Genomic DNA, 26,537 nt, shown 5'->3' with positions numbered 1-26,537 from the left:
TCCTCACAATCTAAATCGCTCTAACTTCAAAGCGACGATTTTGCTTACCTTTACTTTTTACTTTATCAATAACAAGTGTTCCTATTTCACTCGTATTTTTCACATGTGTGCCTCCACAAGCTTGTTCGTCTAAATTTTCAATTGTAACAATGCGGATTTCTTGTATAGTAGTTGGCAGGAGGTTTATGGCTGTTTTAATCATTCCTACAGCATTTTCTGCTTCTTCGCGGCTCATATAACGAGTGGAAATTTCTTTATTTTGTTGAATAAGTTTATTCACTTCCTTAACAATTTCTTCTACTTCCACGCTCGATAACTCTTGTAACTCATTAAAATCGATACGTGCTTTGTCAGGATAGATTTGATTTCCAGTGCATAGAGCTCCATACTTTTCATAAACGACAGCTCCGATAAGATGCAGTAAAGAATGATGACGCATTAAGTTATGACGTCTTTCCCAATTAATCTCTAATTTAACTGGACCTAAATTTACTTGAGCTCCATCTTTTATATAGTGAATTATTTCTCCCTGCTCCTTCTTTACTTTTTCAACTTCAAATACAGACCCATCTTGTACAATGACACCCGTATCACATTCCTGCCCTCCACCAGTTGGATAAAAAACTGTTTCTTTTACAAATACTTTATTTCCTTCTACTTTTATCACTTCTGTTTCGCAACTCGTTTTGTATGCATCTTCTAAATATAATGCCGTTGTCATACTCTCACCTCTTTAGTAGTTATAGTTATACCTACTAATATAAAAAAGAAGCTCTACAAAGTCAATTGATAATTCTGAAATTTAAATCAAAAACAAAAAAGACTTCCGCTAACGGAAGTCCCCTATCTCAATATTTCATTCGCTTCTTTTTCATAAATTTTATCAAATGAAGTCATAACGCGTTGTGATGCTGAAATCATTTTTTGATCCGTCATAAGATCAGCCATCTCTTTCGTCATATCTACATTTGAATTTTCTAGCATATGATTTTTTACTGTCCCTGTTCCGTTCGGTAAATCAGCAATGTTCCCTTCTGCTAGTGTAAAACTTTTGTTCTCTCTTTGTACGAGACGATTATTCGCTTCTGCACCTACTGTTTTTGTTTGCAAGCGAGCAATATTGTTTTGTGTTACTGCATCATATAACGTACCGTCTGCTTGTACAGCTACTTTTGCTCCTTCTGGAATACGAATACGTTCATTATTCTCTCCCATTACGAAAGCACCTGAAGTTGTTTGTAAATAACGATCACTATTTAATGTAAAACTACCGTCTCTCGTTAAAAACGTTTCATTATTTTTAGATGTAACGAAAAACGAAGCTGTGCCAGCAGTTCCGTCATCTAAAAGGAAATCTGTATCACTATTTGTCATTTGTATATTTCCTTGTACTAAGTTCACATGCGTTGCGGCTGGTACTACAGCGTAATCGACTGAGCCAATATTTGTTACCGCTCCGTCACCGCGGCGATATGTGTCTTGTACATCAAATACTTTAGAAGTCATATTTTCTGCTTTAAATCCTGTCGTTTGGGCATTTGCAACGTTATTCGAATGAACATTAATGCGCTGCATGTAATTCATCATACCCATTGAACCTATATAAAGACCGTTCATACTCGATTGAATAAGGCAATTGCCTTATTCTTCACCTCTTTTCTATGATGTTTGCAACATTTGTTTCGCTAAATGTTCCGCTGTAGCGATATGTATGTTTTTCTTTACGTCTTGTCCGTCTGTCATTAATACAATGGGAGCTGATGATACTGCTGGAATTTTCAACAATTCACCACTACTTGCTGTTTCATCAAATTTCGTAAATACGATACCATCAATATGAATATCTTTAAAGTTCGTAATGATTTCGATCATATCTTTACTTTTCATCGAAGCTGATAACGTTAAACAAATATAATCTGGCTCTACTTGTCCCATCGTTTCAATCATTTCTTCCACTGTTTCTGACGCACGATAATTTTTTCCAGCTGTATCAATTAAAATATAATCAACGCGCGCTTCTTCTCTAAAATACGTAAGCGCTCTTGTCATTGCAGCTTCATCACGCACAGCGATTACTTCAAATCCAATTGTCTTTACGTAATCTTGCAGTTGCTGAACTGTCCCAATGCGAGAATGGTCGGTCGTAATAAAACCAACCGTTTTTTTCTTACCGTGAAACTGCCACGCCATTTTCGCAAGTGTCGTCGTTTTTCCAACACCAGTTGGACCGATTAATGCAATTGTTTGTACTTCTTTTTCAAATACATTTTCCGTATTGAAATGAGATCTCATATCTTCCAATATATATTCGATTACTTCTTCTTCTGTAATCATCGTTGCATTTTCAAACTTCACTTTTAACTTTTCAGCATATGCATGAATGAAGTATTGTTCTACATCGTTTTGTTCTAGCATGCGAATTACTTTTTGAATAATAAATGGTACAGATTCTTGCTTTTCTTTCTTTACAACTACTTCTTCTTTTTTGACAGGAACGACTTTCTTCACAGCTTTTTGCTTTTTCGTTACTTTCGTTTCTTCTGTCTGTTTCACAACGACGATACCTTTTTCAAACAGCTTTAATAGTTTCTCTTTCTTTCTTGCCCATTCTTCACTATTTCCTGTTTGCATCGCCGCGTATGACATAGGAGTCGTCACGTTTTCTAAATTGTGCAGTACCGATTGAATTCCGTTCGCCTTCACAATTTGTTCTGAAGGATCATTTACAACATCCATTAATTGTTCATGAAATTGAGCTGTACCTTCATTTACTTCTTCCTGTTTATCCTCTGGAAAAGCAACTAACATTTCATAATTCTTTTTCCAAAAAAACGGGATATTTCGTTTTACACTTTCATCGACAACGTAATAATAATCTGTACCATATTGGTCAAATAACTTTCGATACAATTCATTTTTCGAAGCTGCTTTTATTCGCATTAACGCTTCTTTCTTTTCTGTACTTTCCATTACTTCACCCCCTACTATTCAATATAGGCAATTTGATCCACAACAATTTCTGGTGCTAATTCGCTAATACAAAGTACTTGCGCTTCTACTTGATAACGCTCAAGAAGTCTTACAATCGCAAACCTGAAATCTTTTCTACGCGTTAATAATACTGGTTCTCTTCCCATTAACCTCGCTTGTTTCAATACGCGTTGTACTTGTTCAACGACTCGCGTTTCTAAGTCTAAATCCCAGTTTAATAAATAACCTTGATAAGAATTGTTCACAACGTCTGCATCTAACTCGATTGAATCTGAGAAGAGCGCCGCATATATTTTCCCGTCAGGATTTTTCGCATTTTCACAAATCACTTTTGAAATACATTCACGGACGAATGACGTTACGCCGTCAACATGGTTTTGATAAATTTCCTTTCCGTCAATAATACCTTCAATAATGGTTGGTAAATCACGAATAGAAATACCTTCTTTTAGCAATTGTTTAATAACATTTTGAACGAGTGATAAGTCGATTTCTTTCTTCTTAATCTCTTCTAATAAAACGCCGTTATCATTTTCAAGGGAGTTAATTAAGTCTTTTACATGTTGACGCTGAATTAACTCATGAAGATTACGTCTAACGACAACATCTAAATGCGTAATTAATATGCTAAGTGGCTCTAATACTTGATAGCCTTTCATTTGTGCATCTTGTACCATATGTTCTAAAATCCAATATCCATCCTCGCCAAAAATCGGATCTTTCGCTGGTTCTGCATCTAAATCGGCCATTACGTTCGGTGTTTTCAGTGCTAATAAGTATCCTGATTTTAAAACACCTTCAGCTGCCTTCGCACCTTTAATACGAATAATGTAACGTCCACGTGGTCTAAAACTCGTATTATCTTTAAAGTTAATTCCAGGAACGTTAATACCAAGATCGGTAATAATCGACTTCCTCATAAGAACTACTTTATCACGAGCTGTTTCCCCGTTAATTTTCTGCTTTACAAGTGCTGCTAAATCTAAGCCGAGTTCTACAATAATTGGATATTTATCTGTAAATACGCCAAATGAATCTTCCACTTGTTGCAGTTGCTCATCTTCGCCTTGAATCATTTCTAATTCTTTTTGAAGCTCATCTTCTTTTTCTTTCTTCATTCGGTTTTTATTTCGAATTCCTAAGAAGATAATTGTTCCACCAACGAGTGCGAACGGTAGAAACGGTAGCGGAGTAAAAATACCCATTGCGATAAATAAACCACCGAGTGCATATACAACAACTTCATGTGCTAATAACTCTTTAAAGATTCCTTCCGTTACCGTATCCGGTGAACCGTCAAATACACGCGTTACGATAATACCTGTTGAAATCGCAAGCATTAACGAACCAATTTGGTTTACGATTCCGTCACCGACAGTTAACTGTGTGTAATGAAGAGCAGCTTCACCAAAGCTCATTCCTTGCTGCATCATTCCGACAATTAAGCCGAAAATAATGTTTACGAATAAAATGACAATCCCGAAAATAACGTCCCCTTTAATGAACTTCCCGGCACCATCCATCGCTCCGTAAAACTCTGTTTCCATATTTAATTTTTTTCGTTTTGCTTGTGCATCTTTTTCTGAAATAATACGCTGGTTTAAATCAGCATCGATTGACATTTGTTTCCCTGGTAAAGAATCAAGTGTAAAACGAGCTGCGACTTCAGCTGTACGAGATGCACCGTTTGCAACGATAAACTGGAATATGATTAATACTGTAAAAATAACGATACCAATTAATAAGTTCCCGCCAATTACGAACTGACCGAACTCTTCAATAACATGACCGGCATTTCCGTTTGTCAAAATCGCTCGCGTCGTCGATACGTTAATCGATACGCGGAAAATCCCGATTAATAACAACATCGTCGGAAATGATTTTAATTCATCCCACTCGTTAATACTTGTCGCTCGCATATAAATAAGCACTGACATACTTAGTAGAAAAACGATAATAATATCAAGTATAAATGGTGGAAGTGGAATTAAGAGCGCCACTACGAATGACGCTGCTAAAAAGATAGAAAAATAGGTTCTTGCAGAATCTATCTTAAACAAAGAGATCTCCTCCAAACGCGCTATTATACTTCAAGTTCATTCGTTTGAATTAAATAGCGCATAACTTCAATTACAGCTACGTATAAATCTTCTGGAATCGTCTCATCTTCCTCGACTTGATAATATAAAGAACGAGCAAGCGGACGGTTTTCCACCATTGGTATTTCTTGTTCACGGGCAAGCGTTCGTATATATAATGCGAGCTCATCTTCCCCTTTTGCAACGACAATTGGTGCTGCATCAACGTGTTTATTGTACCTGAGTACGACCGAAATATGAGTCGGATTGTTTACAATAAACGTTGCGCCATCCATCTTCTTCGCAATTGTTCCTTGCAATATGGCGTGCATAAAGTTTTTTCGTTTCCCTTTTACTTGCGGGTCCCCTTCATTATCTTTATGCTCTTGTTTTACTTCTTCTTTTTTCATCTTAATATCTTGTTCGTACTCCCATTTTTGATAAATAAAATCAATAATAGAAAGAACGATTAATATAATTAAAATAGCTAAAAAGATAAATTTAATTTGCCTAATAATTTCAGTAAGTGACGCCGTCCAGTTAAATCCAATCATACTCACGATTTTCTCTAAATTCTTTTTAAAGAGAACGTAAGCGACATAACCAATTAACCCCATATAAAACAGTGATTTCAAAATATCTACTAAACTTTTACGACTAAACAATCTCGTAAAATAGTTTTTCGGGTTAATACGCGAAGCTTTCGGCTTAATGACTTTAGAAGAAAATAAGAAACCGACTTGAATCATATAATTGAATAAATGAAAAGCGTATACGAGTATTAATATCGGAGCTGATACTTTTAGTAGTAAAATCCCCATCATATAAAAATACTCGGTTGAATCTGTATTTTTTCCAATTTGATCAAACAGCACCGATACAGAATTGGCAATCTCAAACCCGAGCCAATCTCCGAAAAAGTAAACGACAACTGCTAATACAAGTATGGAAAATAAATTATTTAAATCTTTACTCCGGGCAATATTCCCTTCTTCACGCGATTTTTTACGCTTCTGCGGGGTGGCCTTTTCTGTTTTATTATCCTTTGCCATGCGCGTCCCCCTACTTCGTTAAGAAAAAGTTAAATAGTTTCGTATATTCCTCAAGCAATACATCCGTCATATTTTTAAACACATAACCGAGCATCGGTACACTCATCGCAATAAACAAAATACCACATGTAATTTTAATCACATACGCATTCATAAAAACGTTTAATTGCGGAGCGTTTTTTGCGATTAAAATTAAAACAAAGTTAATGATGAATAAACTTCCCATAAGCGGGAGAGCAATTTCAACCGCTGATGTGATCGCAAATAATAACGTTGCGAGTAGACTATCTAAAAAACTAGTCGTCAGCAATTTTGAAATCGCCTCTGTATATTGAAACGACTTTAAAATCGTGGCAACGAAATAATTAATGCCGCCAAGTGAAATAAAAATAATGAGAAAAAATATATCAAAAATGGTTGATAGTAAAGTAGACTGTGAACCTGCGTTTACATCAAACAAACTTGCTTGTGATAAACCGATATCAAAGTCTAAAATATGACCGGCCATTTTCGGAATGTTCCATAGCATTTCTACAATTTTTGAAAGTGATAATCCAATTACAATTTGCGTACCAGCATAAGCTGCAACGTCCCAAGTTGTTTTTATGTGAGAGACATCAACTTGATCGGCAACAGTAATGGAAAGAGCAAGTCCAACTGTAACCTTCGCCATCGCTGGAATGGATCGACCTGAGAAAAACGGTAAAAAATATAAAAATGAAGTAATGCGGCAAAACGCAAAAAACGTCGCCGCCCATAATTCCATATTCATTTCAGTTCCCCTATCTTAGTACGAACGCAATAGCGATGGAATTTTATCAAATAAATCTAAAATAAGCGTCGTTAACTCTTGAAACATCCACGGACCTAAAATGATAATAACGAGTACAATACTCGCCATTTTCGGTAAAAACGTCAGCGTTTGTTCTTGAATTTGCATCATTGCCATAATGACAGCGATGATAATAACGACAATCATACTAACGCCGGCAACCGGCATTAAAATCATAACCCCTTTATAAAAAAAGGTTTGAAAAATATCTATAATTGGTGACGTATTCATTTATATGACTCCTATCACATAGCATCAAACGCTTCAGGCGACCGTTTTAAACATAATGTCGACGATTTTTGTATATCCACCTAAATATACGAAAACGAGTATTTTAAACGGTAAACTTAAAATCATCGGCGGTACCATCATCATCCCGAGGTACATTAAAAGTGTACTAATAATCAAATCTATAAATACAAACGCTAAATAAATGAACATCCCTGTTAACAATCCCTTTTGGATTTGCGTTAACGTAAAGGATGGTACGAGCGTAAATAGTGAAAGATCTTTTAAATCTTTCGGTAATTCTTCTCCGCGCACTTTCAGCATCATTTTTAAATCATGCTTATACGTATGCTTTGACATATACTCTTTCATAATCGGCGCTGTCGTTTCCGCAGCCTGACTTACTGTTATTTTCTCTTTCGTCATCGGATCCCACACATCGCTCTTTAGCTGCCCAAGTACAGGCTGCATCGTAAAGAGTGATAAAAATAAGGCAAGTCCAACGAGCACTTGGTTTGGTGGTAAATTCATTACCCCAAGTCCTTGACGTGTAATCCCAAGAACGATCATAAAATAAGTAAAGTGTGTAAATAATAGAACGATAGATGAAGATAATGATAAAAGGGTAACGAGCGCAAATAACTGCACACTTGAATTACTCGTAAACTCTTTTCCATTTTCGAAATTAATAAAACCGTTTTGGGCTGCATACGCTGGATTTACAAAAATAATTGAAAAAACGATAGAAAATACGAAAATAACGGCTAATAACGATAACTGTTTCTTTATTCTCATGATGGATCCTCTACTTTTTTCGTTTCACTCTTCACCGCGTCTTCTAGCGCTTGTTGAAACTGATTTCCTGTTCCTGTTAATTGCACAGACTGTACACCGTTATTACTAATAACAGTGAACACTTGCTTGCCGTCTACTTCAAATAAAAAGGCGCTCGTTTGATGATTTAAATAAACGCCGTCCTTCACTTGAATGTGGCCATTTTCACCTTGTTTAAAAAACTGCTGCTTGCGCGTCTTTTTCGTCATATAATATGCACCGTAGCCGAGCGCACCAAACAGTAAAACGACTTGAAATAAGGTCGTCATATACGACATATGACTCCTCCTCTACTCTTTATCTTGCATTTGACTTTGCGCTTTCATAAGCGCAGCTTGCTTCTTGTCAGCTTCAATTTCAGAAATAATAATACCGAACTTCTCATCCATTACGATTGCTTCCCCGATGCCGACTTTCATATTACTTAAATATACATCTACTTTATGTCCTAAGTTTTTCTCTACTTCCAGAACATCGCCAACTTTTAATTGCTTCACGTCACCAAGCGTAATAGATGCCTTTCCAAGCTTTACACCAAGCTCAATCGAAATATCTGAAACAGTATCAATATGTGCTTTACTTGCTTCATTTCGCTTTCCTGCAAAATCTTCTAATCCCATTAATGACACAGGAGATACTTCATGCTTCATATGGATCCTCCTACTCTACAAAACTTTTAAATAAGAGCGCCTTACGCGTTCCATCTTTTCCAATAAAACAATTAAATTTATGCTTTCCATCTACATAACCAAGTAATTCATCCGAAACTTTCGTATGGAGCGGAATTATATCGCCTTCTTCAATTTGTTCAATCTCACCCATTGTCATCTTTTGCTCACCAATTGCAACGTGAACAGGTTTGTACACTTGATTTACTTTCGCTTCCACTTCTGAAGTATACTTTTTACGCTTATCCGAAGAATGTTCAACAATATTTTCAGACGTTAACTTATCCATAATTTCTTCAACAGATAAGAATGGAATACCGATACGCACCGTCGTGTTCCAAAAATCCGTTTTCATATTTACGTTTAGTAATGAAATGATATCACTCGCTGTCGTAATCTTTAATGCATTCGGATCTGTCTCTGTCGTTACAAATTTCGGTTCAATCGCAACAACGCTTTCAAATGATTGCTCTAAATTTTTACAAAGGAGCATAAAAATATTATCCAGTGTTAAAAACTCAAATGCGGTAAGTGGTCTGCGCATCGTAAAGTTACGCTTACTATCTCCGCCAAGCCAACATTCATGAATATAAATAACGAATGCTAAATCAATCTCAATAACAATTTCCCCAAGCTCTGGAAGGCCAAGATCAATAACACAATATAAATAATAATCTTTCGGCATTTTCTCCACATACTCACTCGTAAACGGAACTTGCTCAACCGTAGAAGGCTCTAACTCAATCGGAATACGCATACGCGCTGACAACGTCTGTGACGTCTGTTTACCAAATGTAGAAGCAATTGCTTGCAAACTACGTAAATGTTCAACACCGAACTTCTCCGGTCTATTAAAATCATACTCTTGAAATTTCTCTTGCTTTCCTGCTTCTTGTGCGAAAGCTGGCATTTCCTCGCCTTCATTTACCGCCTTCAGCAGGGCATCAATTTGCTCTTGGCTTAATTTTTCGCCACTCATGACAATCCCCTTCCCTACCTTTTCAATTCAACGATTTCAACGTACATCTTCCCGTTTTTCGTCAAAATCTTTCCGGTTCCAATCTCTTCATTCTCAAGCATAAGACGTACCGTATTTTTCGTTGAATTTTCAAGACGATACAATGTACCTTTCGTAATATGAAGCAAATCTTCAATTTTCTTTTTCGTATTTCCGATTTCAAAATAAATTGTTAACGGAATATCATCTTGTAATTTCAAATCTAGCCAACTCCCATATCATGTTCACGAAAATTTCATGTTCTCTCTATATATGAAACTTCTTATTTTGAAACGTCGATATTTAATATTTTTTTAATATATCCTTGCGTTTCTTTAAATGGTGGTACGCCTCCGTACTTTCTCACATTACCAGGACCTGCATTATAAGATGCAAGCGCTAGTACGAGATCGCCGTTATTTTTCTTTAAATAACCGCTTAACTCTTTCACGCCGCCCTCAATACTTTCAGCTGGTGAAAATGGATTTTTTATACCCATCTCTTTCACATTCGCTGGCATAAGCTGCATAAGACCCTTCGCACCTGCATGTGACACCGTTTTCGGATTAAAATCAGATTCTACTTCAATCATTTTTTGAATTAACGTTTTCGGAATTCCGTATGTATGACTTACACGATCTATAATATCCTCATACTTCCCTTCATTAGAAGAACGTATTTTTTGAATATTATACTTCTTCGTTAATCCCCACGTATCAGCAGCCTCATTTTTCGTTTCTGGGAAACGTCGTTCAAACTCTTTTTGTGCGACTTGCACTTCATCTACGTTCTTCGTTTCAGCCTTTTCTTCCGGCTTACTCGCTTCCTCTACTTTATGAATAGATTGTTCCGGTTTATTTACGACCGTTTCTATTTTTGTAGATTGTACCGGCTGACTCATATCCTCTACCTTTGCCGGCTGCGTAGTACCCTTCGTCTCCTTCGCAGGTTCACTCTGCAACTTCTCTTGAAAACGACTACTAACGAATGCCTGTGGACTACTTAGCTTTTGCTGAATTTGTCCTTTCTTATATGCAAGCACTTCTTTTACTATATTTCCAACTATCATAATATCACCTTTTCGGTAAACAAAGATAATCTAATATTAGAGTTTTTTTTTAAAGTTTGCAATAATCCTTTTAATAATATTGTAATAAAAAAATGAATATATTGTTAAACTGTTATTTTTTTATATTTATTAATTCGAATTTTTAGTTGACACCCGCTATGACAGGGATTACAATAAATCTCGAAATTGATTTTTTCGCATATTACCGTTTTTCAATTTGCAGAAAAGTCAATATAAAAAAATGGGGGTTCTTAATCATGAGAATTAATACAAACATTAATAGCATGCGTACACAAGAGTACATGCGCCAAAACCAAGCTAAAATGAGTAACGCTATGGACCGTTTATCAAGCGGTAAACGTATCAACAACGCTTCTGACGATGCAGCAGGTCTTGCAATCGCAACTCGTATGAAAGCACGTGAAGGCGGCCTAAACGTTGCTTCTCGTAACACACAAGACGGAATCTCTTTAATTCGTACAGCTGATTCTGCTCTAAATTCTGTTTCAAATATCTTACTTCGTATGCGTGACCTTGCAAACCAATCTGCAACTGGCACTAACACGGAAAAAAACCAATCTGCTCTGCAAAAAGAGTTCTCTGCATTAAAAGATCAAATTGATTACATTTCAAAAAATACACAATTCAATGATAAAGCACTACTTAGCGGTGAAGGCGATACACAAGTTGGTAATATTACAATTAAAATCCAAACATTAGATTCTGATGATGCTGGTAAACAACTTGACATTAAATTAGGTAGTGCTACAGCTAAAGCTTTAGGACTTGATACATTATCAATTGAAGGTACTTCTGCAACTGGTGGAACTGGCGGCGGAACTGCTGATGTTTCAGCAATGAATACTGCATTTGGTACTTTTAAAAATGCATTTGATGCTACAACAGATCCTGGTGAGAGAAATACAGCTGTCGACACTTTAAAAGCTGCATGGAATGCTAATAAAGCTAATTTTGATGCTGCTACTATTACAGACTTTGAAACAGCTTTAACTGACTATGCAACTACAGTTGACAAAGATGCTGCATATACAGCAATTAAAGAGGGATTTGCTAAACTTACACCTGCATCAACATCAGGTGCTCCAGCTACAGGTAAACCAGCAGCTTTAGACGCTGTAAAACAAATCGACAAAGCACTTGAAAGCATTGCTACTAGCCGCGCTGACCTTGGTGCAACTTTAAACCGTCTTGACTTTAACGTAACAAATCTTAAGAGCCAAGAAAACTCTATGGCAGCTTCTGCTTCTCAAATCGAAGACGCTGACATGGCGAAAGAAATGTCTGAAATGACTAAGTTCAAAATCTTGAACGAAGCTGGTATCAGCATGCTTTCTCAAGCAAACCAAACTCCACAAATGGTTTCTAAATTATTACAATAATCCATTTGAGTTAGCTTCATGAATAAACCTCTCTGCTTGCGGAGAGGTTTATTTTTTGTAAAACTTTTCTTTTTTTAGGTGGAAGAGAGCATCTGCGGTGCATAGAAGCGGTCATTACTTATCTTGATCCCCTCTTATGTTAAAACACAAATAGCAAATAAGCATAAGCCCTTTATCCTTCCATAACCGTTTATTAGATTTAGAGTTACCGACTATATCAATCTATAAGGAGTGTCTATTATGCGTATTGGTACGAATGTTTTGAGTATGAATGCTAGGCAGTCGTTGTATGAGAATGAGAAGCGTATGAATGTTGCGATGGAACATTTAGCGACTGGTAAGAAGTTAAACCATGCTTCTGATAATCCAGCCAATATTGCAATTGTGACTCGTATACATGCACGAGCGAGTGGTATGCGCGTGGCAATTCGTAATAATGAGGATGCGCTATCAATGCTTCGGACAGCGGAAGCTGCTCTTCAAACTGTAACGAATATTTTACAGCGTATGCGCGATTTAGCTCTTCAATCTGCAAATGGTACAAATTCAAATAAAAACTGTGATTCGTTAAATAAAGAGTTTCAGTCTTTAATAGAACAAATTGGCTATATTGATGAGACGACTGAATTTAATGATTTATCCGTGTTTGACGGACAAAACCGACCTGTTACGTTAGATGATATTGGTCATACGGTAAATGTAACGAAACATATCTCCCCTTCCCCTACACAACATGACATCAACATTTCAACAGAACAAGAAGCAAGAGCGGCGATTCGTAAAATTGAAGAAGCTTTACAAAATGTATCACTTCACCGCGCTGACCTCGGGGCTATGATGAATCGTTTACAGTTTAATATTGAAAATTTAAATAGCCAAAGTATGGCCCTAACAGATGCTGCATCTCGAATTGAAGATGCGGATATGGCGCAGGAAATGAGCGATTTTTTAAAGTTTAAATTGTTAACTGAAGTTGCACTTAGTATGGTTTCACAAGCAAATCAAATACCGCAAATGGTTTCTAAGTTACTACAATCTTAAAAAATCATCTTTCTTCTTTGAAACGATTCCATACAAAACAAAAGGGAAATACATATAAACTATGTATCTCCCTTTTATTTTGTACCCAAATTTTATTACTGCGTTACAGTCATAACCTGCCCACTACGATCAACCATAATTTTCATTTTACCGTCTTGTGCGTTATATAACCCTAATTTATGCAAATCTTGTTTACATTCTTTTACAAAGAAAGGTAATGTGCGAATTTGATCGATATCAGAACTCGTAATGAAATGAATTAAATGATGCGTCATTTCTTTTATATCATGAACAAGCTCTTCCTTTTCTCGCTTGATCCTTTCATTTTCAGCTCGTAATACATGTAATTCACCTTCGAGACCACGAGCATTCTTTTCATCTTTTGAACGCTCTGCAGCCATGCTAGAAAGCTTATAGATTCCTTCCATAAACTGATGTAGTTCATGCTCTTTCCTTTCACTACAATGGCTTATCGTCTCAAAATTATCAACAATACCAGATATAACTGTTACAAGGCTTTTTTCATTCTCTGTATTTAGAACTTCTTCTCTTAACTCTTGCTTGTTTTCTATTTTCATCTCAACAATCGGTTCTTTTACAGGTGTATATTTTCGCTTTCGTCCTGGTTTTTGTTTTTCAATATTTTCAAACGGTATTTCACATTTTTTTAATTTGTAATACGTATTTTGCAATTGACTTTCTGTTTTTGGAAAAAGATTTAGTTCTTTTTTACTAACGTATTTTGAAATATTAATAATGTTTAAACCGTGACGTTGGGAAAATTGATACACTTCATACAGTAACTCTAGCTCAGACTTCAGCCATGTAATCGCTGATTTTTCATATGCTCGCATCCCGCCATGTTTTTCTATATCTATTTGAAATAATACCATTCTATTATATAAATCAACTAGTTCTTCATATTTTACTTGGAATTGTTTTTCTATTTTTTTAAATTCCGCTTCTAGTTGCATATCGTTCATTTTATTATTTGACATGTTTTGTAAAAGACTTAATACATTGATTGCTGTGTGGTGATACATAATCTGTGCCACTCCCCCTCATCCTTTCACAATTCTCATCAGACTCCCATGTCCATTCAGAAAATAGAAAATTTTACATATCCATATTATAACATTTCGAAATTATCTGTCAAATAATAAACATACAAAAATGTATAGAAAGTATAGAAATAGAAAAAGATTTTTTCATTCATATGCATAATTGCATATGAATCACTTTTAATTATATTATATGGTATTTAGAATGTAATTTCACCGAAAAAATTTGCGTTATCACAAAAAATTACTAAAATAATCCAAAGATACATTTTTATATTTTTAAACAAAAAATCTTCAAATAAAGATTTTTCATACATACAATCACAAATACTCCAAAAACGCTCCATCTTTCCACCTATACAGAATATAGAACACTAAAAAGGAACTAACCAATATTACACACGGTTAGTTCCCTTCTCTCCACTAAAAGAATAGAGTTATAAGTAGAAATCTATAAATCTTCAATTGAAACCTCACATCGCGTGTGGCTCTATTAAGCACTAACCGCCATCCCCACTCTCAATGTCCCACTTCTTCCACTTACCTAAAAAACCGCTACATATCTCTGGTCTTAACATGGCATGGGGCTCTATTAGGCACTGACCGCCACCAAGCATGGCTAGAGTTTCTATTCCAGCTAAAAAAACTTTTAAATCTCTTTTACAGCACTAACTTATCTACTAAACCAATTAACTCTTGAATATCTGGCTTACTTACTTGAGCATTTGCTCCTACAGCTTCGCCTTTATGGAATAATTCATTTGTAATTAATGAAGAGAAAATAATGACCGGTAAACGACTCATTACTTCACTATCCTTAACAACTTTCGTTAAATGATGTCCATCCATTTTCGGCATTTCAATATCAGTAATTAGCAAGTGAATATGCTCAAACATTTTTTCCCCTTGCTCTTTCGCTAATTTTTCAATTTGTGCTAACGCTTCTGCACCATTGCTGAAGAAGTTCATTTTCGTATATCCAGCTGATGATAATGTTTCTTCTAATATTTGGCGGAGCATTGCTGAATCTTCTGCAATATAAATCACTTTTTCAGCTCGATCTGTTTTCTGTTCTAAACCTGCAAGTGATTTATTGTCATAACCAGTACCACTAATTTCACATACAATTTTTTCATAATCTAATAGCAAAATAATTTGCCCATCTAGCTTTACAATACCAGATGTCGTTTCTTCTAGTCCCATAGACAATGAAGCTGGTTCATCAATTTGTTCCCATGAAATACGTTGAATACGATGCACTTCATCAACACGGAAAATAACTTTCATTTGATTTAATTCTGAAATAATAAATTTCGTTTGATCAAGTGGCTTTGTCGATTTTAAATTAAGAGCTGTCGCTAAGTTAATAACAGGTAAAATTTCACCGCGTACTTGAACAACACCTTCAACTGCATGATGAGATTCTGGCACAGTTGTAACAGGGAATGGATTAATGATTTCACGTACTTTCATTACGTTAATACTGAATAGGTTTTCACCAACAGTATATGTAACAATCTCTAATTCATTTGTTCCGCTTTCTAATAAAATACTTTGTGCTTGTGACATAAAGGTGTCGCTCCCCTTCCATTAATTCCGTATATCTATTTATTAAGCTTTATTAAAACGAAAAAGTCAACTATCTATATAAAAAATATAGATAGTTGGACGATTCATTTATTTAAAAAGACAATTAATCTTGTATAAACGAAGCAAGTGCCTCTAACAACACTTCTTGTGCTCCTACAATTTCTGTCGGCATTGCTTCCCACTTTTTCGAAAGCTCTGTTTCGACTCTTATTCTTAACTCTGTATTCATTATTTCTAGCACATATTCTTTCGTCGCTATATCAACATCAAGTAGCGCAAGTGCATATAATTCTGGATCATTTATTTTTTTAAATAATTGTTTCAATATAGCTGGTGCTATATGTTTTAATTTTTCAATATGAATTTCCTTATCCGAAAATAGTAACTCATATTGAATAAACGTAACATTATCTTTAATCACTTTAAAATAGCAATTATTTTTTTTATCATTTACAAAATAACCGTTCGGATCTGTAATAATACTCTCTACTTTACGAATTAAATCTGGCAAACTACTCGCCGCCATAACAGTCCGCTGCTCAACCTCACTTGGCGAAATGAATGTAACGCGATACTTATTCTGCACCATCCTCCTCACCTCTCCTTTTATAAAAATCTATCGCCACAAATAAACTTATTAGTCCATCAAACACGTTAAGACCACAAGCATTATTCATACTACACTTCGCTTAAATCTATTTAAACTACCCTAGTAACTCTACATATCTCTGGGCTTTTAAACACCGGTCGAGAATCTATTAGGCACTAACCGCTACCATATATCGCCGGGTCCTCTCTTAAAACTCAAAAAGGGCCTTTAAGGTCTTTTTAGGGCTTTTAAAAGCTTTTTAAGAGCTTTTCAATAACTCGATGTTATTGAACCAAAATGCAATCTGCTGATCCGTTATCCCTGATAGTGTAACAAAAAACTCACGGCACTTCATCTCGTCCTTAAACAGTTGATACTTCCATTCTCCTTCGCTACCAACACTTACGAAATAAAACTCATGAATACGGCCAATGATTGATTGCTTTTCGCCAAATGAATATGGAGGTACTTGCTTAATTTCAAATTGATCAGGTAAATATATACGCTCTTCTCGTTCCATTTTTAACACTTGCTCAGCAAGTTCACGTTTATTTTCGAAAAAAGGCAATTGTAAAATTCGCTCTTGTCTTGTCGTCATACGAATAAAAAACCCTTTCTACTACATTACAATTTTACTTTATGATATATTATCGAATTAAGTTTACAACTTCATTTAATACTTCATCTGACACCTTAATTACTTTCGCATTTCCTTGGAATCCACGTTGATAAAGCATTAAATCAACAAATTCTACAGATAAATCTACGTTTGAACTTTCTTTTGCTGATCCTCGTACATTACCTGCACCATTCTCACCAGCAACACCTATCCCTGGAATACCGGCTGATGGTGTCGCAACGTAATTTCCATTCCCTGTTTTCATTAATCCACCTGAATTCGGGAATGTAGCTACAGCTAGTTGTCCTACAACTTTCATACTACCATCTGAATATTTCATCATAACGAAACCACCATCAGAAATAGAATAGTCATTTGCAATTGCAGCTGGACGCCCTGTTACTTCTGTTGTAGAAAGAGTTTTCCCTGTCGGATAATTTGTTAAACCACTTAAATCCAGTTTCAATCCCTTTCCAAAAGGAATATCAATCGTTCCACCTTTAGTAATTTCACCAGTTACTGGGTCTTTTTGTACAGGTTCATCTGTTTGCTTTAAATTCCCTAATGTATCAAATATAAGAGGTTTATTGTCCGGCATACCTTCAATAGGCTTAAATTCTTTTTCGTTTTTAGAATCATTCCTTACAGAAACTGAATATGTATATTCACCTGCCAACGGCTTTTCAACTTCTTTACCATCTGTCTTTTGCTTAATATTTACACGTAACGTTAATGAGTTCCCTTCCGCATCAAAAACTGTGAATTCGTGAGATAATGCATTTTGGTTTCTAGGAAGGTTTCCGCCTATTGTCGCTTTATCTGTTTGAATCCCACCAACAGCTGATCCCATTGGAATATGAATTGGGCTTGGTCGTGAAGAAAAATCTACCTCTTGTGTTCCGTTTTTCACACCATAACCTAGCACATACTGTCCACCTGTAGTTGTAACATAGTTATCTTTCGATACACCAAAAGATCCTTTTCTCGTATACTCTACATTTCCACCGTTACGATCACCAACTAAAAACAAACCGTTTCCTTCTATCGCTGTCTCCATCTTATCACTAGTTAAAGTAATAGAACCATCACTAAAATCTGTAGATGTCCCACTGAACTTTACACCGTTACCAATACTCTTTGGATTCGTACCAGCATAGGCACCATCACCACGTGAACCAACCGTATTATTATATAGCAAATCATCAAAAATAGCCTTTTGCTTTTTATATCCAACTGTTTGTGCATTTGCAATATTATTTGAAGTAACACTTAATGCATTTTGTGCTGCATTCATCCCTGTAATACTTGTATATAACGCTTTAATCATAACCTTTGTACACTCCTTTTATTAATCTGGCTTAACCTATTCATTTTTTTCTATATCATCTTTCTTCTCATCTTCCGGATTAGTTTCTGTTATCGGTTTATCAGAAACCCTTTCTATGAAACGAAGTGAGACAACTTGATTATCAACAATAAGTTGCACATCGTTATTTTCAGCAAGTCGAACTGTTTCTACTTGACCAGTCACTTGCTTTCCATTATTGCTTACACCTCTAACGTACTTTCCTAAAAACTTCATCCCTCCATCAAGAGCTGTCGAATACATCGTTGATTGCAATTTATCTACTGCTTTCGTCATATTCTGTACTTGCTCCATAAGCGATAGCTGTGCTGTTTGGTTCATCATTTGGTTCATATCCATCGCATTAAACGGGTCTTGATGTTGAAAGCTTGCTAAGAAAAGTTTCAGGAAATCATCTTTATCCATAATACCCGGTGTTTTTTGAGTACTTGCTGATACTCCGTTTGCTTGTTGAGCTGTCGACTGTGCACCAGTAACAGATGCATTTTTTGTTTGTGCTCCTGCTTGTAACGGAATATGATTTGTACTCGTTGTATTTAATCCAACTGTTGGCACGCTTTATTCCTCCAATAATCCCGCAAATTCTTTTGCATGTTGTTTTTCATGTTTCGTACTTGCTAATTTTTGTTTTTGCCTTTGCTCTTGTTCTCGCTGTTCTTTTCGATTTTCATCTTTATCTGAATAGCTAATTTGAATATTAATTTCTTTTTCTTTTAACTTCAGTCTCAATTCATCAAAAATGATTTCAACACGTTTTTTCGCATCGTGTTTTTCCATTTCTACGTGAACATCAATTTGATCCCCATGTTTTTTCATAAACACCGTTAATGTACCGAGTTTTTCTGGATTTAACTGAAATAAAACACGTTCTTGTTTCACTACAAATTTTTGCAAGGCTTCTACTTGTGCTTCCATCTTCTTTCCTAAGTCAGGCAATGAAACTTTCTCAGCACCACTATTTGATTTCCCTATTGGATCCGTACTCGTTGCTCTATTTAGTAACTCCGCACCCGCAGAACTTGAATCGTTGAATACATCACCTTCTGGCAACTCTATCTTTACATCATCGCTCTCAGCTTTCGGAAGATCTCCATCTAATTCTTTGGACTCTTCTTGTTTCTTTGCAATATTACAAGTTTCTGTTTCTACCACTTTCAATACTTGTATCGTTTGCTCTGGCATCGTCACTTTATCTAATACCGTTTGCATTGTATCTTCTAAACATATAGCATTTTTGATATTCATATTTGAAAGGAGCTCTTGTAATTGTTGTAATTCAGCTGCAGGTAATTCGTTAAGTTTTATATTTCCATATTCTTTATACAGCTCTTGTATTTTTTGTATGTATTGATATAACAATTCTGGCTGCACACGTAATTGTTCAATTGCAACCATTTGCTCAGATACAGCTAATAACAACTGTTCTGTCTCTTTTTTTTCTTCTTTCTTTACAATTGGCTCTTCTTTCGTTACTGATTGTTTAGAAAGAATATATTCTTTTTTTTCTTCTTTTGGTGCTTCTTCTCGTTTCATTTTCTCCGTTTTCGGCTGCTTTTTATTTTCCATTCTCATCGTACGATCGAATGAAGAATCTTCACTTTTTGATTGTACTTCTAGCCCTTTTTCTTTTTGCGGAGGTAAACTTTGTTGCACCGGTAATACAGACTGTATCACTATATTCACCTCATCCATTCATACACATTTTCAAATCAAGAAGCATTTTTTCTTCCTGCTTTTCTCGTACTTTAGCAAGCTTTCTACAACCTTCTTGATACATCTCATCAATGACACGTTCTTTTTCTTTTACTTGTTCTAAAAGGCTTTCATTTTTTTGAATAAAATCTTCCGTTTTTTTAATTTTCCGATTCCATTCTTCTATTCTTTCAGGTGAAAACGTATGTGAGGAAAGCATACCAGCCATTATACGTTGCCCAGTTTGTACGACTTTACTACGCGATTTTACTACATATAAATCATATTCTTTTTTTTGTTCTATTTTTCTTTTTTCAGCTGTTAATTCATACACTTCTTTCAAAATCTGTTCTTTTTCTTGATTTATTTGCAACTTTATCGTGTCGTACTGCTGCTTATCCACCTGTTTTTATAGCCCCTTCCTATTATAACGCTCTCTTTTTCTATTATATAGTTTTTTTCCAAAAAAATCTGTGAAATATTAAAAAACAAAAAAATAAGACCTCTTTGGCAGAGGTCTTATACGATATGGTGCATCGCTTCAACAATATCAGCAAATTGGAAACGATCTGATCGACCTTGTTTTAAAAACGTATTTATACCTTCTACTTTGTTTTTACATTCAAAAATATAAGCATTTTCTGCATTTTCTTGAATCGTCCCTAATTTAAAATACAATTCATTTTCTTTATAAACAGATAAGATTTTTCTCATTTCATTTGCAAGTTGCCAGTGATTTGGCGACACGATTTCTTCCATAATCCTACTTACTGAATCTAGCACTGAAATAGCAGGGTAATGACTGAGCGTTGCAAGTTCACGCTTTAATACAATATGTCCATCTAAAATACCACGTGCTAAATCTGGTACAGGTCCGTTTAAATCATCCCCATCAACGAGTACGGTATAAATACCTGTTATGGATCCCTTTTGTGTTTTCCCAGAGCGCTCTAATAACTTCTTCATATAACTTTCCATTAAGAGTGTTTTACCACCAATCGGCAACTCTTTAACGGCAATATCAACACTTCTACGCGCGTCAGCAAAACGAGTAACAGAGTCCATCATAAGTAGTACGTTATTACCTTGATCACGGAAATATTCAGCAATAGATGTCGCAAGCTTCGCTGCACGAAGTTGCATTAGGTGATTTTCATCTGACGTCGCTACAACAACGACGCTTTTTCGCATACCTTCTTCACCTAATTCTTTTCGAATAAAGTCTTTTACTTCTCGGCCACGTTCTCCTACTAAACTAATAACATTAATGTCTGCTTTTGCGTTTTTCGCAATCATTCCGAGTAAAGTAGATTTACCAACACCTGACCCAGCAAATATACCAATCTTTTGACCGATACCAATTGTTAGCATAGAATCAATAGATTTGATTCCCGTTTCAAATACATCGGTAATTTCTTCACGTTCAAATGCATGAATAGGCGGGGCATCTAGTTTTATTTTTTGCAATGGAATATTTTCAACGTTCTCATTTAGCACTTCACCATTTGCACTTAATACTTTTCCGAGTAAGTGATTACCACGAGGTACAACAACATCTTCTGAAACTAGTGTAACTGAATCTCCGTAACATACTTTTTCTGTTTGTTCAAATGGGAGTAACATATTGTTTTCTTTTTCAATCGCAATCACTTCACATAAAACATTATGTTCTCCAACGAAACAAACATCTCCAATTTTCGCCTTTGGCCCTTTCGCTACGAAAAACTGTTCTTGTACACTATGAACTTTACCGACTTTCGTATAAAACGGCGTTTCAATAAATGTATTCCATTTTTGGTTTTCATTCATTAATAGTCGATTCATACATTTTGCTCCTCAAATAACTTCTCTTCTTCCCATTTCTGGCGAAGTTTCGCAAATATAGGTGCAAACTTAAATTCAAAGAACTCTTTCTCTTCTTCTAGAACAAATTCACCGAACTGTAAGGAGAAATCATATTTCCATTCTACTAATTGTAGTAACCAATATTCTTTCGTATTTTCCTTCTCTTCTTGGATGCGTTCAAATGTTTCTGGATGTACGGTAATGACCAATTTTTCAAACGAAGTCGGCAACGTTTGAACGATGCCAGTTAAAATGGGTAACACATCAAGTAAGCGCGAATCTACTGCTTGATTCACAATTTTTTCTGCTAATTGAAAAGATTGATCCCATAATAATTCTGTCCATTCGTATGCTGTTTCTTGTTGTTCCTTTTGAAACTGTATACGTGCGGACTCTATCTCTTTCATCTGCTGCTGAACATGCATTTGAAATTGTTCTTGATCATGTAATAACTGCTGGCGCTCTCGTTCTAATATTTGCTGCTCTTGCCTTAGTTGATTCAGTTCAGTATGTAATGATTGTTGCTGTGCAAGAAGCTCTTCATGGTCCACCTGTATTTCTTCTACTTGAACTGGTATTGGTTTTGGAAATTGTAATTCATACGTTTCTTCAGAAAAAGAAACAGAATTCTTCGGAATTCTGTTTTTAAATAAGGACATCATCTTCACCTCTTTGAACGATAATTCTTCCTTCCTTCTCTAGCTTTTTCACTGTGCCTGTAATCGTTTGCTGTGCTTTCTCAGCATCCGTCATCTTAAGCGGTCCTAAGCCATCTAATTCTTCTAGAATCATCTCTTTACGGTTTGAAGACATACATGTAAATAATTTCTCTTTAATTTCTTCTTTTGCAATTTTAAGTGCTTTCGCAATAACACCATTATCTGTAATTTCCTCTAATACACGACGAAGTGCGAGATCTTCAAGTCCGAGTAAGTCTTCAAATACAAACATGTTTTCTTTAATTCTCTCAGATAACTCATAATCCATTTCATCCAGCTTTTGAAAGACTGTTTTTTCAACACCTCGTGAAACGTTATTTAAAATGTTTACTATTGTTTTCAAACCATCTGTTTTATTAATTGCATTAAACGCCATATTATTTAATTTTGATTTTAATAAATCCCCAATTTGATTTATTAATTCACCATCTACTTGCTCTAGCTTCGCAATCCCCATTACCGTTTCTACTCGCTTATGATCTGGTAATCTCTCAATTAATTGAGAAGCAAGCTGCGGTTTAATATAAGAAGCGATAATCGCAATCGTTTGTGGCGATTCATCATTAAGTACAGTAAGAAGTGGTTCTAAATCTGTAAGTGAATTTAAGAATTCAAACGGATTATCTTTGTTATACCAAAGATCTTCTAATAATTTTTCTAGTTCGTCTTCTGGCATATTTTTAAATATGCGACGAATATATTCTTTATCTGGAGTCACTAGGTTTAATTCTTTTACATTTAATTCATACAAGAACTCCCCTAGTACATTTTCTAACGTTTCCGGTTTATATACACGAAACTTCGCGATTTCACGAAGTAATACTTCTTTTTCCTCAGCCGTCATATATTCAATGACTTTTGCTGCCACCCCTTCTTCTAATGTACGAATAAGGATGGCAGCTTTTTCTTTGGAGGAGATTTCATCTAACATCGTTGTTCCTCCCTTACTGTCCATTTAACCATTTTTTAATTACTTTTGCAGTTCCTTCTACATGTTCTTTCGTAGCATCCTGCACTTGTTCATCTAACGTCGGTTCTTTCGGTTCTTCTGGTTCTGGTTTTGGCTCTGGTACTATTTTCTCTTCAGGAATTTCCATAATACTTTCATTACTTGCAGCAATTTCCTCTTCTGCTAAGTATTCTTCGTATTCCTCTTCTTCTTCTTTCTTTCTCTTACGTCTTGCTAAGAAGAACCATACTAAACCACCAATCGCTAATAAACCAGCTGGAATTCCACCGAATAACCACCAGTTTATGCCGCTTTCTTCTGGTTCTTTCTTCTTCTCTTCTTTCGGCTGATCAAACTGAACAGTTACAACGTTAACTTGACCGTTTGTAAAGTTTCCATTCGGATCAGCTTGAAGCCCAGCAGCTGTGCCGATTGCTTCTTTGAAAGTAGTCATATCTATTTTTCGTTTTACTAACGTATCGTTGTCTACCCATACTACAACATTTGTTTTCGTTAATTCTGGGTGTTTCTTAATTGTTTCAACTGTTTTATCTATTTCATAGTTTTCAATTTTGTTACCATTTTTATTATCGTAGACGATTTTACCATTTTGATTATTGTTCGTACCATAGTTTGGTACTTCGCCATTCGCTGTAATACCAGCGCCTTGCTTCGTCTCTGCTCCTTCTTGTGCAGTAGAGCTTTCTTCTTGCTCTTGTTTACTACGAAGCACACCTTTATCACCATACTTTTCTGACTGACGTGTAACTTCATCATAGTTTACAGATACTTTCGTATTCACTTTATATTCATTTGGTTTAAACATCGTCATTAACGTTGCATCAATATCTTGCTTTAATTTACCTTCAATTTGATGCTGCATCTCTACTTCTTTTTCATAAGAAGAGGAACTAGTAGAATGCGCTTCATCTGCCCCTTTTGAGATGACACCTTTTTTACTATCAATCACACTTACTTCTTCTGCTTTCACCCCAGGAACTGCTGCACTAATCATTTGCTGTATACCCGCAACTTGATCAGCAGTTAATAATTGACCACGTTTTACACCAACCGTAATCGCAGCTGTTCCTTTTGCTTTTTCTTCATCAAAAATTGTCTCTTTTTCAGGTAATGTAATTTGAACATTCGCCGTTTCAACTGTCGCAAAGTTTCTTACAATATCTTGCTCCAATTGCTTTTTCGTACCGACAACTTGCTTCATTTTTTTATCTTGCTCACTTGAACCGAGCGAGCTTTCTAATAAAATTTCCTCACCGCTTTTAGAATTAAACGGTAAACCTAACCCATTCATTTCTTTTCGTACCCATGGAGCATCATTTTTTTGCACACGAATCGATCCATCGGCCGCTAACTGATAATCTACACCTAACTTTGATAATTCTGCTGTAATCTCTTGCTTATCTGCATCATTTAAATTTTGATATACAACAACATATTTATCTGGCAAGGTGAAGTATAAAAGTGCTCCTGTTACAATCGCTAAAAGCGCAGCACCGATTACTAACTTATGCCACGTTTTTAACGATTGGATAACATTTTTCATCTTTTCCATTTAAACACACCCGTCCACTTTCCTAAATTTGCATATTAATTAGTGACTTATAATTTTCAATAAGATTATCACGTACGAGAGCAGCCGTCTTCATTTGAGACTCAGCCTTCTTCTGCTGAATTAAAACGTCATGCGTTTCTCCTACCCCTTTAGTTAGTAAATCATATACTGCTGTTTGCGCATTGTTTTGTGTTTGATTCATATCTTCCAATAAATCGATAAACTTTTTCCCCTCAACTACTGATGTTTGAGAAGTTTTCGGTGCACCAATTGACTGAATTGCTCCAAATGGTTGCGTATTTAACATTGGTTGGATTTTCATATTACTATATTCCCCCTTATCCTCGGCCAATTTCTAAATCTTTATCAAGCATTTTTTTATTCGCATTTAATACACTTGTATTTGCTTCGTACATTTTTTGGGCAACCATTACATTCGTCATTTCAGCAGTCACATCAATATTTGGATAACGTACATATCCTTCTTCATTTGCATGCGGATGTGTTGGGTCATACACTAAGTTTTCAGTTTTATCTGCTTCAATACTTTTTATTTTTACTCCATTAGTAGGAGACCCATCTAACATATTTGCAAAACTATTGTTTGATTCTAGCACTACACTACGACGCTCATATAAATCTGCCCCCGGAGCCGCCGTTGTATTTGCATTTACAATATTATTTGAAGTAACTTCCATCCACTTTCTCGCTGTCGTTAGTCCTGAGCCACTTGCATTAATTGCCTGAAACATCGTTGTCTCTCCTTCTACTTTTAACGTCCGCGTGCCGCTTGGTTAATTGCATATTGTGTATTAATCGCGTTAATTGAAATACCGTATAACTGATTTGCTTTCATTAAATCTAGCATTTCTGTCGTTACATCCACACTATTTCCATCTTTATTCGTTTGCATTGATTTTGTTTGAATCTTTGCATATGTATTTTTCGTATTTACTGTCGGTAAGTGCATTTCATTCGTTTGATATAAATCTGGATTGCCCTTTAAGTCTGCAGCATTGTTCTTATATAGTGCACTACTTTTATTCATTTGCTCAGCAAATGTTACATCTTGCGCTTTATAGCCGGGTGTATTCGCATTTGCAATATTACTAGAAACAGTATTTCGTTTCGTCACTAAATAATTCATATAATGGCCTACATCACTCACTAAATCTGGCATATTCCACACCCTTTCTTTTTTAACTTAATGATCCACTGATGGAAGTTTCACTTCATTATTTATTTTCTTATATGTGTTTATTAAAATATTAACAATCATGTACCCTTACATATTTTATTCCATTTTTCCATTGTTGTCTTTAGAAAAATACAAAAATATAAAAA

Annotated in this window: 30 protein-coding genes; 2 read left to right on the top strand and 28 right to left on the bottom strand. The window is 35.5% G+C overall.

What is annotated here, in order from left to right:
• Nucleotides 1-10: 10 nt before the first annotated feature.
• From MR079_RS03195 to MR079_RS03135, 13 genes are all read right to left on the bottom strand, one after another.
• On the bottom strand, nucleotides 11-721 hold the full coding sequence (locus MR079_RS03195) for an alanyl-tRNA editing protein (protein WP_242293496.1): 711 nt from the start codon (nucleotides 719-721) through the stop codon (nucleotides 11-13).
• Nucleotides 722-843: 122 nt separating this feature from the next.
• Nucleotides 844-1,617 (bottom strand): flagellar basal-body rod protein FlgG, encoded by a 774-nt coding sequence (locus MR079_RS03190; RefSeq protein ID WP_270699881.1) that lies wholly within the window; start codon nucleotides 1,615-1,617, stop codon nucleotides 844-846.
• 42 nt (nucleotides 1,618-1,659) lie between these two features.
• Entirely contained in the window at nucleotides 1,660-2,970 is a 1,311-nt protein-coding gene (gene flhF, locus MR079_RS03185; RefSeq protein ID WP_242293494.1) for a flagellar biosynthesis GTPase FlhF, read from the bottom strand.
• Between the two features lie 14 nt (nucleotides 2,971-2,984).
• On the bottom strand, nucleotides 2,985-5,051 hold the full coding sequence (gene flhA, locus MR079_RS03180; protein ID WP_000472544.1) for a flagellar biosynthesis protein FlhA: 2,067 nt from the start codon (nucleotides 5,049-5,051) through the stop codon (nucleotides 2,985-2,987).
• A 23-nt stretch (nucleotides 5,052-5,074) separates the two neighbouring features.
• Complete coding sequence (gene flhB, locus MR079_RS03175) at nucleotides 5,075-6,121, bottom strand: flagellar type III secretion system protein FlhB (protein ID WP_001030104.1); 1,047 nt, start codon at nucleotides 6,119-6,121, stop codon at nucleotides 5,075-5,077.
• Nucleotides 6,122-6,131: 10 nt separating this feature from the next.
• A complete protein-coding gene (locus tag MR079_RS03170; protein ID WP_001055716.1) occupies nucleotides 6,132-6,893 on the bottom strand; it encodes a flagellar biosynthetic protein FliR in 762 nt (253 codons plus the stop codon).
• A 15-nt stretch (nucleotides 6,894-6,908) separates the two neighbouring features.
• Nucleotides 6,909-7,184 (bottom strand): flagellar biosynthetic protein FliQ, encoded by a 276-nt coding sequence (locus MR079_RS03165; RefSeq protein ID WP_001098085.1) that lies wholly within the window; start codon nucleotides 7,182-7,184, stop codon nucleotides 6,909-6,911.
• A 33-nt stretch (nucleotides 7,185-7,217) separates the two neighbouring features.
• On the bottom strand, nucleotides 7,218-7,976 hold the full coding sequence (locus MR079_RS03160; RefSeq protein ID WP_001220586.1) for a flagellar type III secretion system pore protein FliP: 759 nt from the start codon (nucleotides 7,974-7,976) through the stop codon (nucleotides 7,218-7,220).
• Nucleotides 7,973-8,293 carry a hypothetical protein gene (locus tag MR079_RS03155; RefSeq protein ID WP_000121176.1) on the bottom strand — a complete coding sequence of 107 codons (321 nt, stop codon included), beginning with the start codon at nucleotides 8,291-8,293 and terminating at the stop codon, nucleotides 7,973-7,975. The genes MR079_RS03160 and MR079_RS03155 overlap by 4 nt, the downstream gene beginning before the upstream one ends.
• Nucleotides 8,294-8,305: 12 nt before the next feature.
• Nucleotides 8,306-8,665, bottom strand: coding sequence for a flagellar motor switch protein FliN (gene fliN / locus MR079_RS03150; RefSeq protein ID WP_000680012.1), 360 nt, complete (start codon nucleotides 8,663-8,665; stop codon nucleotides 8,306-8,308).
• A gap of 10 nt (nucleotides 8,666-8,675) precedes the next feature.
• Nucleotides 8,676-9,662, bottom strand: a complete 987-nt coding sequence (gene fliM, locus MR079_RS03145; RefSeq protein WP_000012364.1) for a flagellar motor switch protein FliM — start codon at nucleotides 9,660-9,662, stop codon at nucleotides 8,676-8,678.
• A gap of 14 nt (nucleotides 9,663-9,676) precedes the next feature.
• Nucleotides 9,677-9,901, bottom strand: a complete 225-nt coding sequence (locus MR079_RS03140; protein WP_000775712.1) for a flagellar motor switch protein FliN — start codon at nucleotides 9,899-9,901, stop codon at nucleotides 9,677-9,679.
• Between the two features lie 62 nt (nucleotides 9,902-9,963).
• Nucleotides 9,964-10,749: a lytic transglycosylase domain-containing protein gene (locus MR079_RS03135; RefSeq protein WP_071742659.1), complete on the bottom strand. Its 786-nt coding sequence runs from the start codon at nucleotides 10,747-10,749 to the stop codon at nucleotides 9,964-9,966.
• A 257-nt stretch (nucleotides 10,750-11,006) separates the two neighbouring features.
• Here MR079_RS03135 and MR079_RS03130 point away from each other — a divergent pair, with 257 nt between their 5' ends.
• Nucleotides 11,007-12,149, top strand: coding sequence for a flagellin N-terminal helical domain-containing protein (locus tag MR079_RS03130; RefSeq protein WP_242293493.1), 1,143 nt, complete (start codon nucleotides 11,007-11,009; stop codon nucleotides 12,147-12,149).
• A 240-nt stretch (nucleotides 12,150-12,389) separates the two neighbouring features.
• Nucleotides 12,390-13,190: a flagellin N-terminal helical domain-containing protein gene (locus MR079_RS03125; protein WP_242293492.1), complete on the top strand. Its 801-nt coding sequence runs from the start codon at nucleotides 12,390-12,392 to the stop codon at nucleotides 13,188-13,190.
• Between the two features lie 95 nt (nucleotides 13,191-13,285).
• On the opposite strand, the gene MR079_RS03120 is transcribed toward MR079_RS03125, so the two are convergent.
• From MR079_RS03120 to flgB, 15 genes are all read right to left on the bottom strand, one after another.
• Entirely contained in the window at nucleotides 13,286-14,233 is a 948-nt protein-coding gene (locus tag MR079_RS03120) for a DNA-binding domain-containing protein (protein ID WP_242293513.1), read from the bottom strand.
• 678 nt (nucleotides 14,234-14,911) lie between these two features.
• Nucleotides 14,912-15,820 carry a chemotaxis protein gene (locus MR079_RS03115; protein WP_000075959.1) on the bottom strand — a complete coding sequence of 303 codons (909 nt, stop codon included), beginning with the start codon at nucleotides 15,818-15,820 and terminating at the stop codon, nucleotides 14,912-14,914.
• A 124-nt stretch (nucleotides 15,821-15,944) separates the two neighbouring features.
• Nucleotides 15,945-16,430 carry a LysR family transcriptional regulator gene (locus tag MR079_RS03110; protein ID WP_242293491.1) on the bottom strand — a complete coding sequence of 162 codons (486 nt, stop codon included), beginning with the start codon at nucleotides 16,428-16,430 and terminating at the stop codon, nucleotides 15,945-15,947.
• Between the two features lie 259 nt (nucleotides 16,431-16,689).
• Entirely contained in the window at nucleotides 16,690-17,028 is a 339-nt protein-coding gene (locus tag MR079_RS03105; protein WP_242293490.1) for a DUF3964 family protein, read from the bottom strand.
• Nucleotides 17,029-17,077: 49 nt separating this feature from the next.
• Nucleotides 17,078-18,376, bottom strand: coding sequence for a flagellar hook protein FlgE (gene flgE / locus MR079_RS03100; RefSeq protein ID WP_242293489.1), 1,299 nt, complete (start codon nucleotides 18,374-18,376; stop codon nucleotides 17,078-17,080).
• A gap of 36 nt (nucleotides 18,377-18,412) precedes the next feature.
• Nucleotides 18,413-18,970, bottom strand: a complete 558-nt coding sequence (locus tag MR079_RS03095; RefSeq protein WP_242293488.1) for a flagellar hook assembly protein FlgD — start codon at nucleotides 18,968-18,970, stop codon at nucleotides 18,413-18,415.
• Between the two features lie 3 nt (nucleotides 18,971-18,973).
• A complete protein-coding gene (locus MR079_RS03090; protein ID WP_242293487.1) occupies nucleotides 18,974-20,089 on the bottom strand; it encodes a flagellar hook-length control protein FliK in 1,116 nt (371 codons plus the stop codon).
• A 10-nt stretch (nucleotides 20,090-20,099) separates the two neighbouring features.
• On the bottom strand, nucleotides 20,100-20,510 hold the full coding sequence (locus MR079_RS03085) for a cytoplasmic protein (protein WP_070168636.1): 411 nt from the start codon (nucleotides 20,508-20,510) through the stop codon (nucleotides 20,100-20,102).
• 116 nt (nucleotides 20,511-20,626) lie between these two features.
• Entirely contained in the window at nucleotides 20,627-21,931 is a 1,305-nt protein-coding gene (gene fliI / locus MR079_RS03080) for a flagellar protein export ATPase FliI (RefSeq protein ID WP_242293486.1), read from the bottom strand.
• Nucleotides 21,928-22,611 carry a FliH/SctL family protein gene (locus MR079_RS03075; protein WP_074570244.1) on the bottom strand — a complete coding sequence of 228 codons (684 nt, stop codon included), beginning with the start codon at nucleotides 22,609-22,611 and terminating at the stop codon, nucleotides 21,928-21,930. The genes fliI and MR079_RS03075 overlap by 4 nt, the downstream gene beginning before the upstream one ends.
• The gene (locus MR079_RS03070) at nucleotides 22,598-23,602 is read right to left on the bottom strand and encodes a flagellar motor switch protein FliG (protein ID WP_000883362.1); all 1,005 of its coding nucleotides are present in this window, start codon (nucleotides 23,600-23,602) and stop codon (nucleotides 22,598-22,600) included. The genes MR079_RS03075 and MR079_RS03070 overlap by 14 nt, the downstream gene beginning before the upstream one ends.
• A gap of 13 nt (nucleotides 23,603-23,615) precedes the next feature.
• Nucleotides 23,616-25,193 carry a flagellar M-ring protein FliF C-terminal domain-containing protein gene (locus MR079_RS03065; RefSeq protein WP_208752446.1) on the bottom strand — a complete coding sequence of 526 codons (1,578 nt, stop codon included), beginning with the start codon at nucleotides 25,191-25,193 and terminating at the stop codon, nucleotides 23,616-23,618.
• A 22-nt stretch (nucleotides 25,194-25,215) separates the two neighbouring features.
• Nucleotides 25,216-25,515, bottom strand: coding sequence for a flagellar hook-basal body complex protein FliE (fliE, locus tag MR079_RS03060; RefSeq protein WP_000701682.1), 300 nt, complete (start codon nucleotides 25,513-25,515; stop codon nucleotides 25,216-25,218).
• Between the two features lie 16 nt (nucleotides 25,516-25,531).
• Entirely contained in the window at nucleotides 25,532-25,945 is a 414-nt protein-coding gene (gene flgC / locus MR079_RS03055) for a flagellar basal body rod protein FlgC (RefSeq protein WP_000484673.1), read from the bottom strand.
• Nucleotides 25,946-25,965: 20 nt separating this feature from the next.
• Nucleotides 25,966-26,373: a flagellar basal body rod protein FlgB gene (gene flgB / locus MR079_RS03050; RefSeq protein ID WP_002020944.1), complete on the bottom strand. Its 408-nt coding sequence runs from the start codon at nucleotides 26,371-26,373 to the stop codon at nucleotides 25,966-25,968.
• Nucleotides 26,374-26,537 lie beyond the last annotated feature (164 nt).

It is taken from the genome of Bacillus cereus group sp. BfR-BA-01381 (genome assembly GCF_022663555.1).
In the GTDB taxonomy this organism is placed as follows: domain Bacteria; phylum Bacillota; class Bacilli; order Bacillales; family Bacillaceae_G; genus Bacillus_A; species Bacillus_A pacificus.
This window is presented reverse-complemented; position numbering and strand designations above follow the sequence as displayed.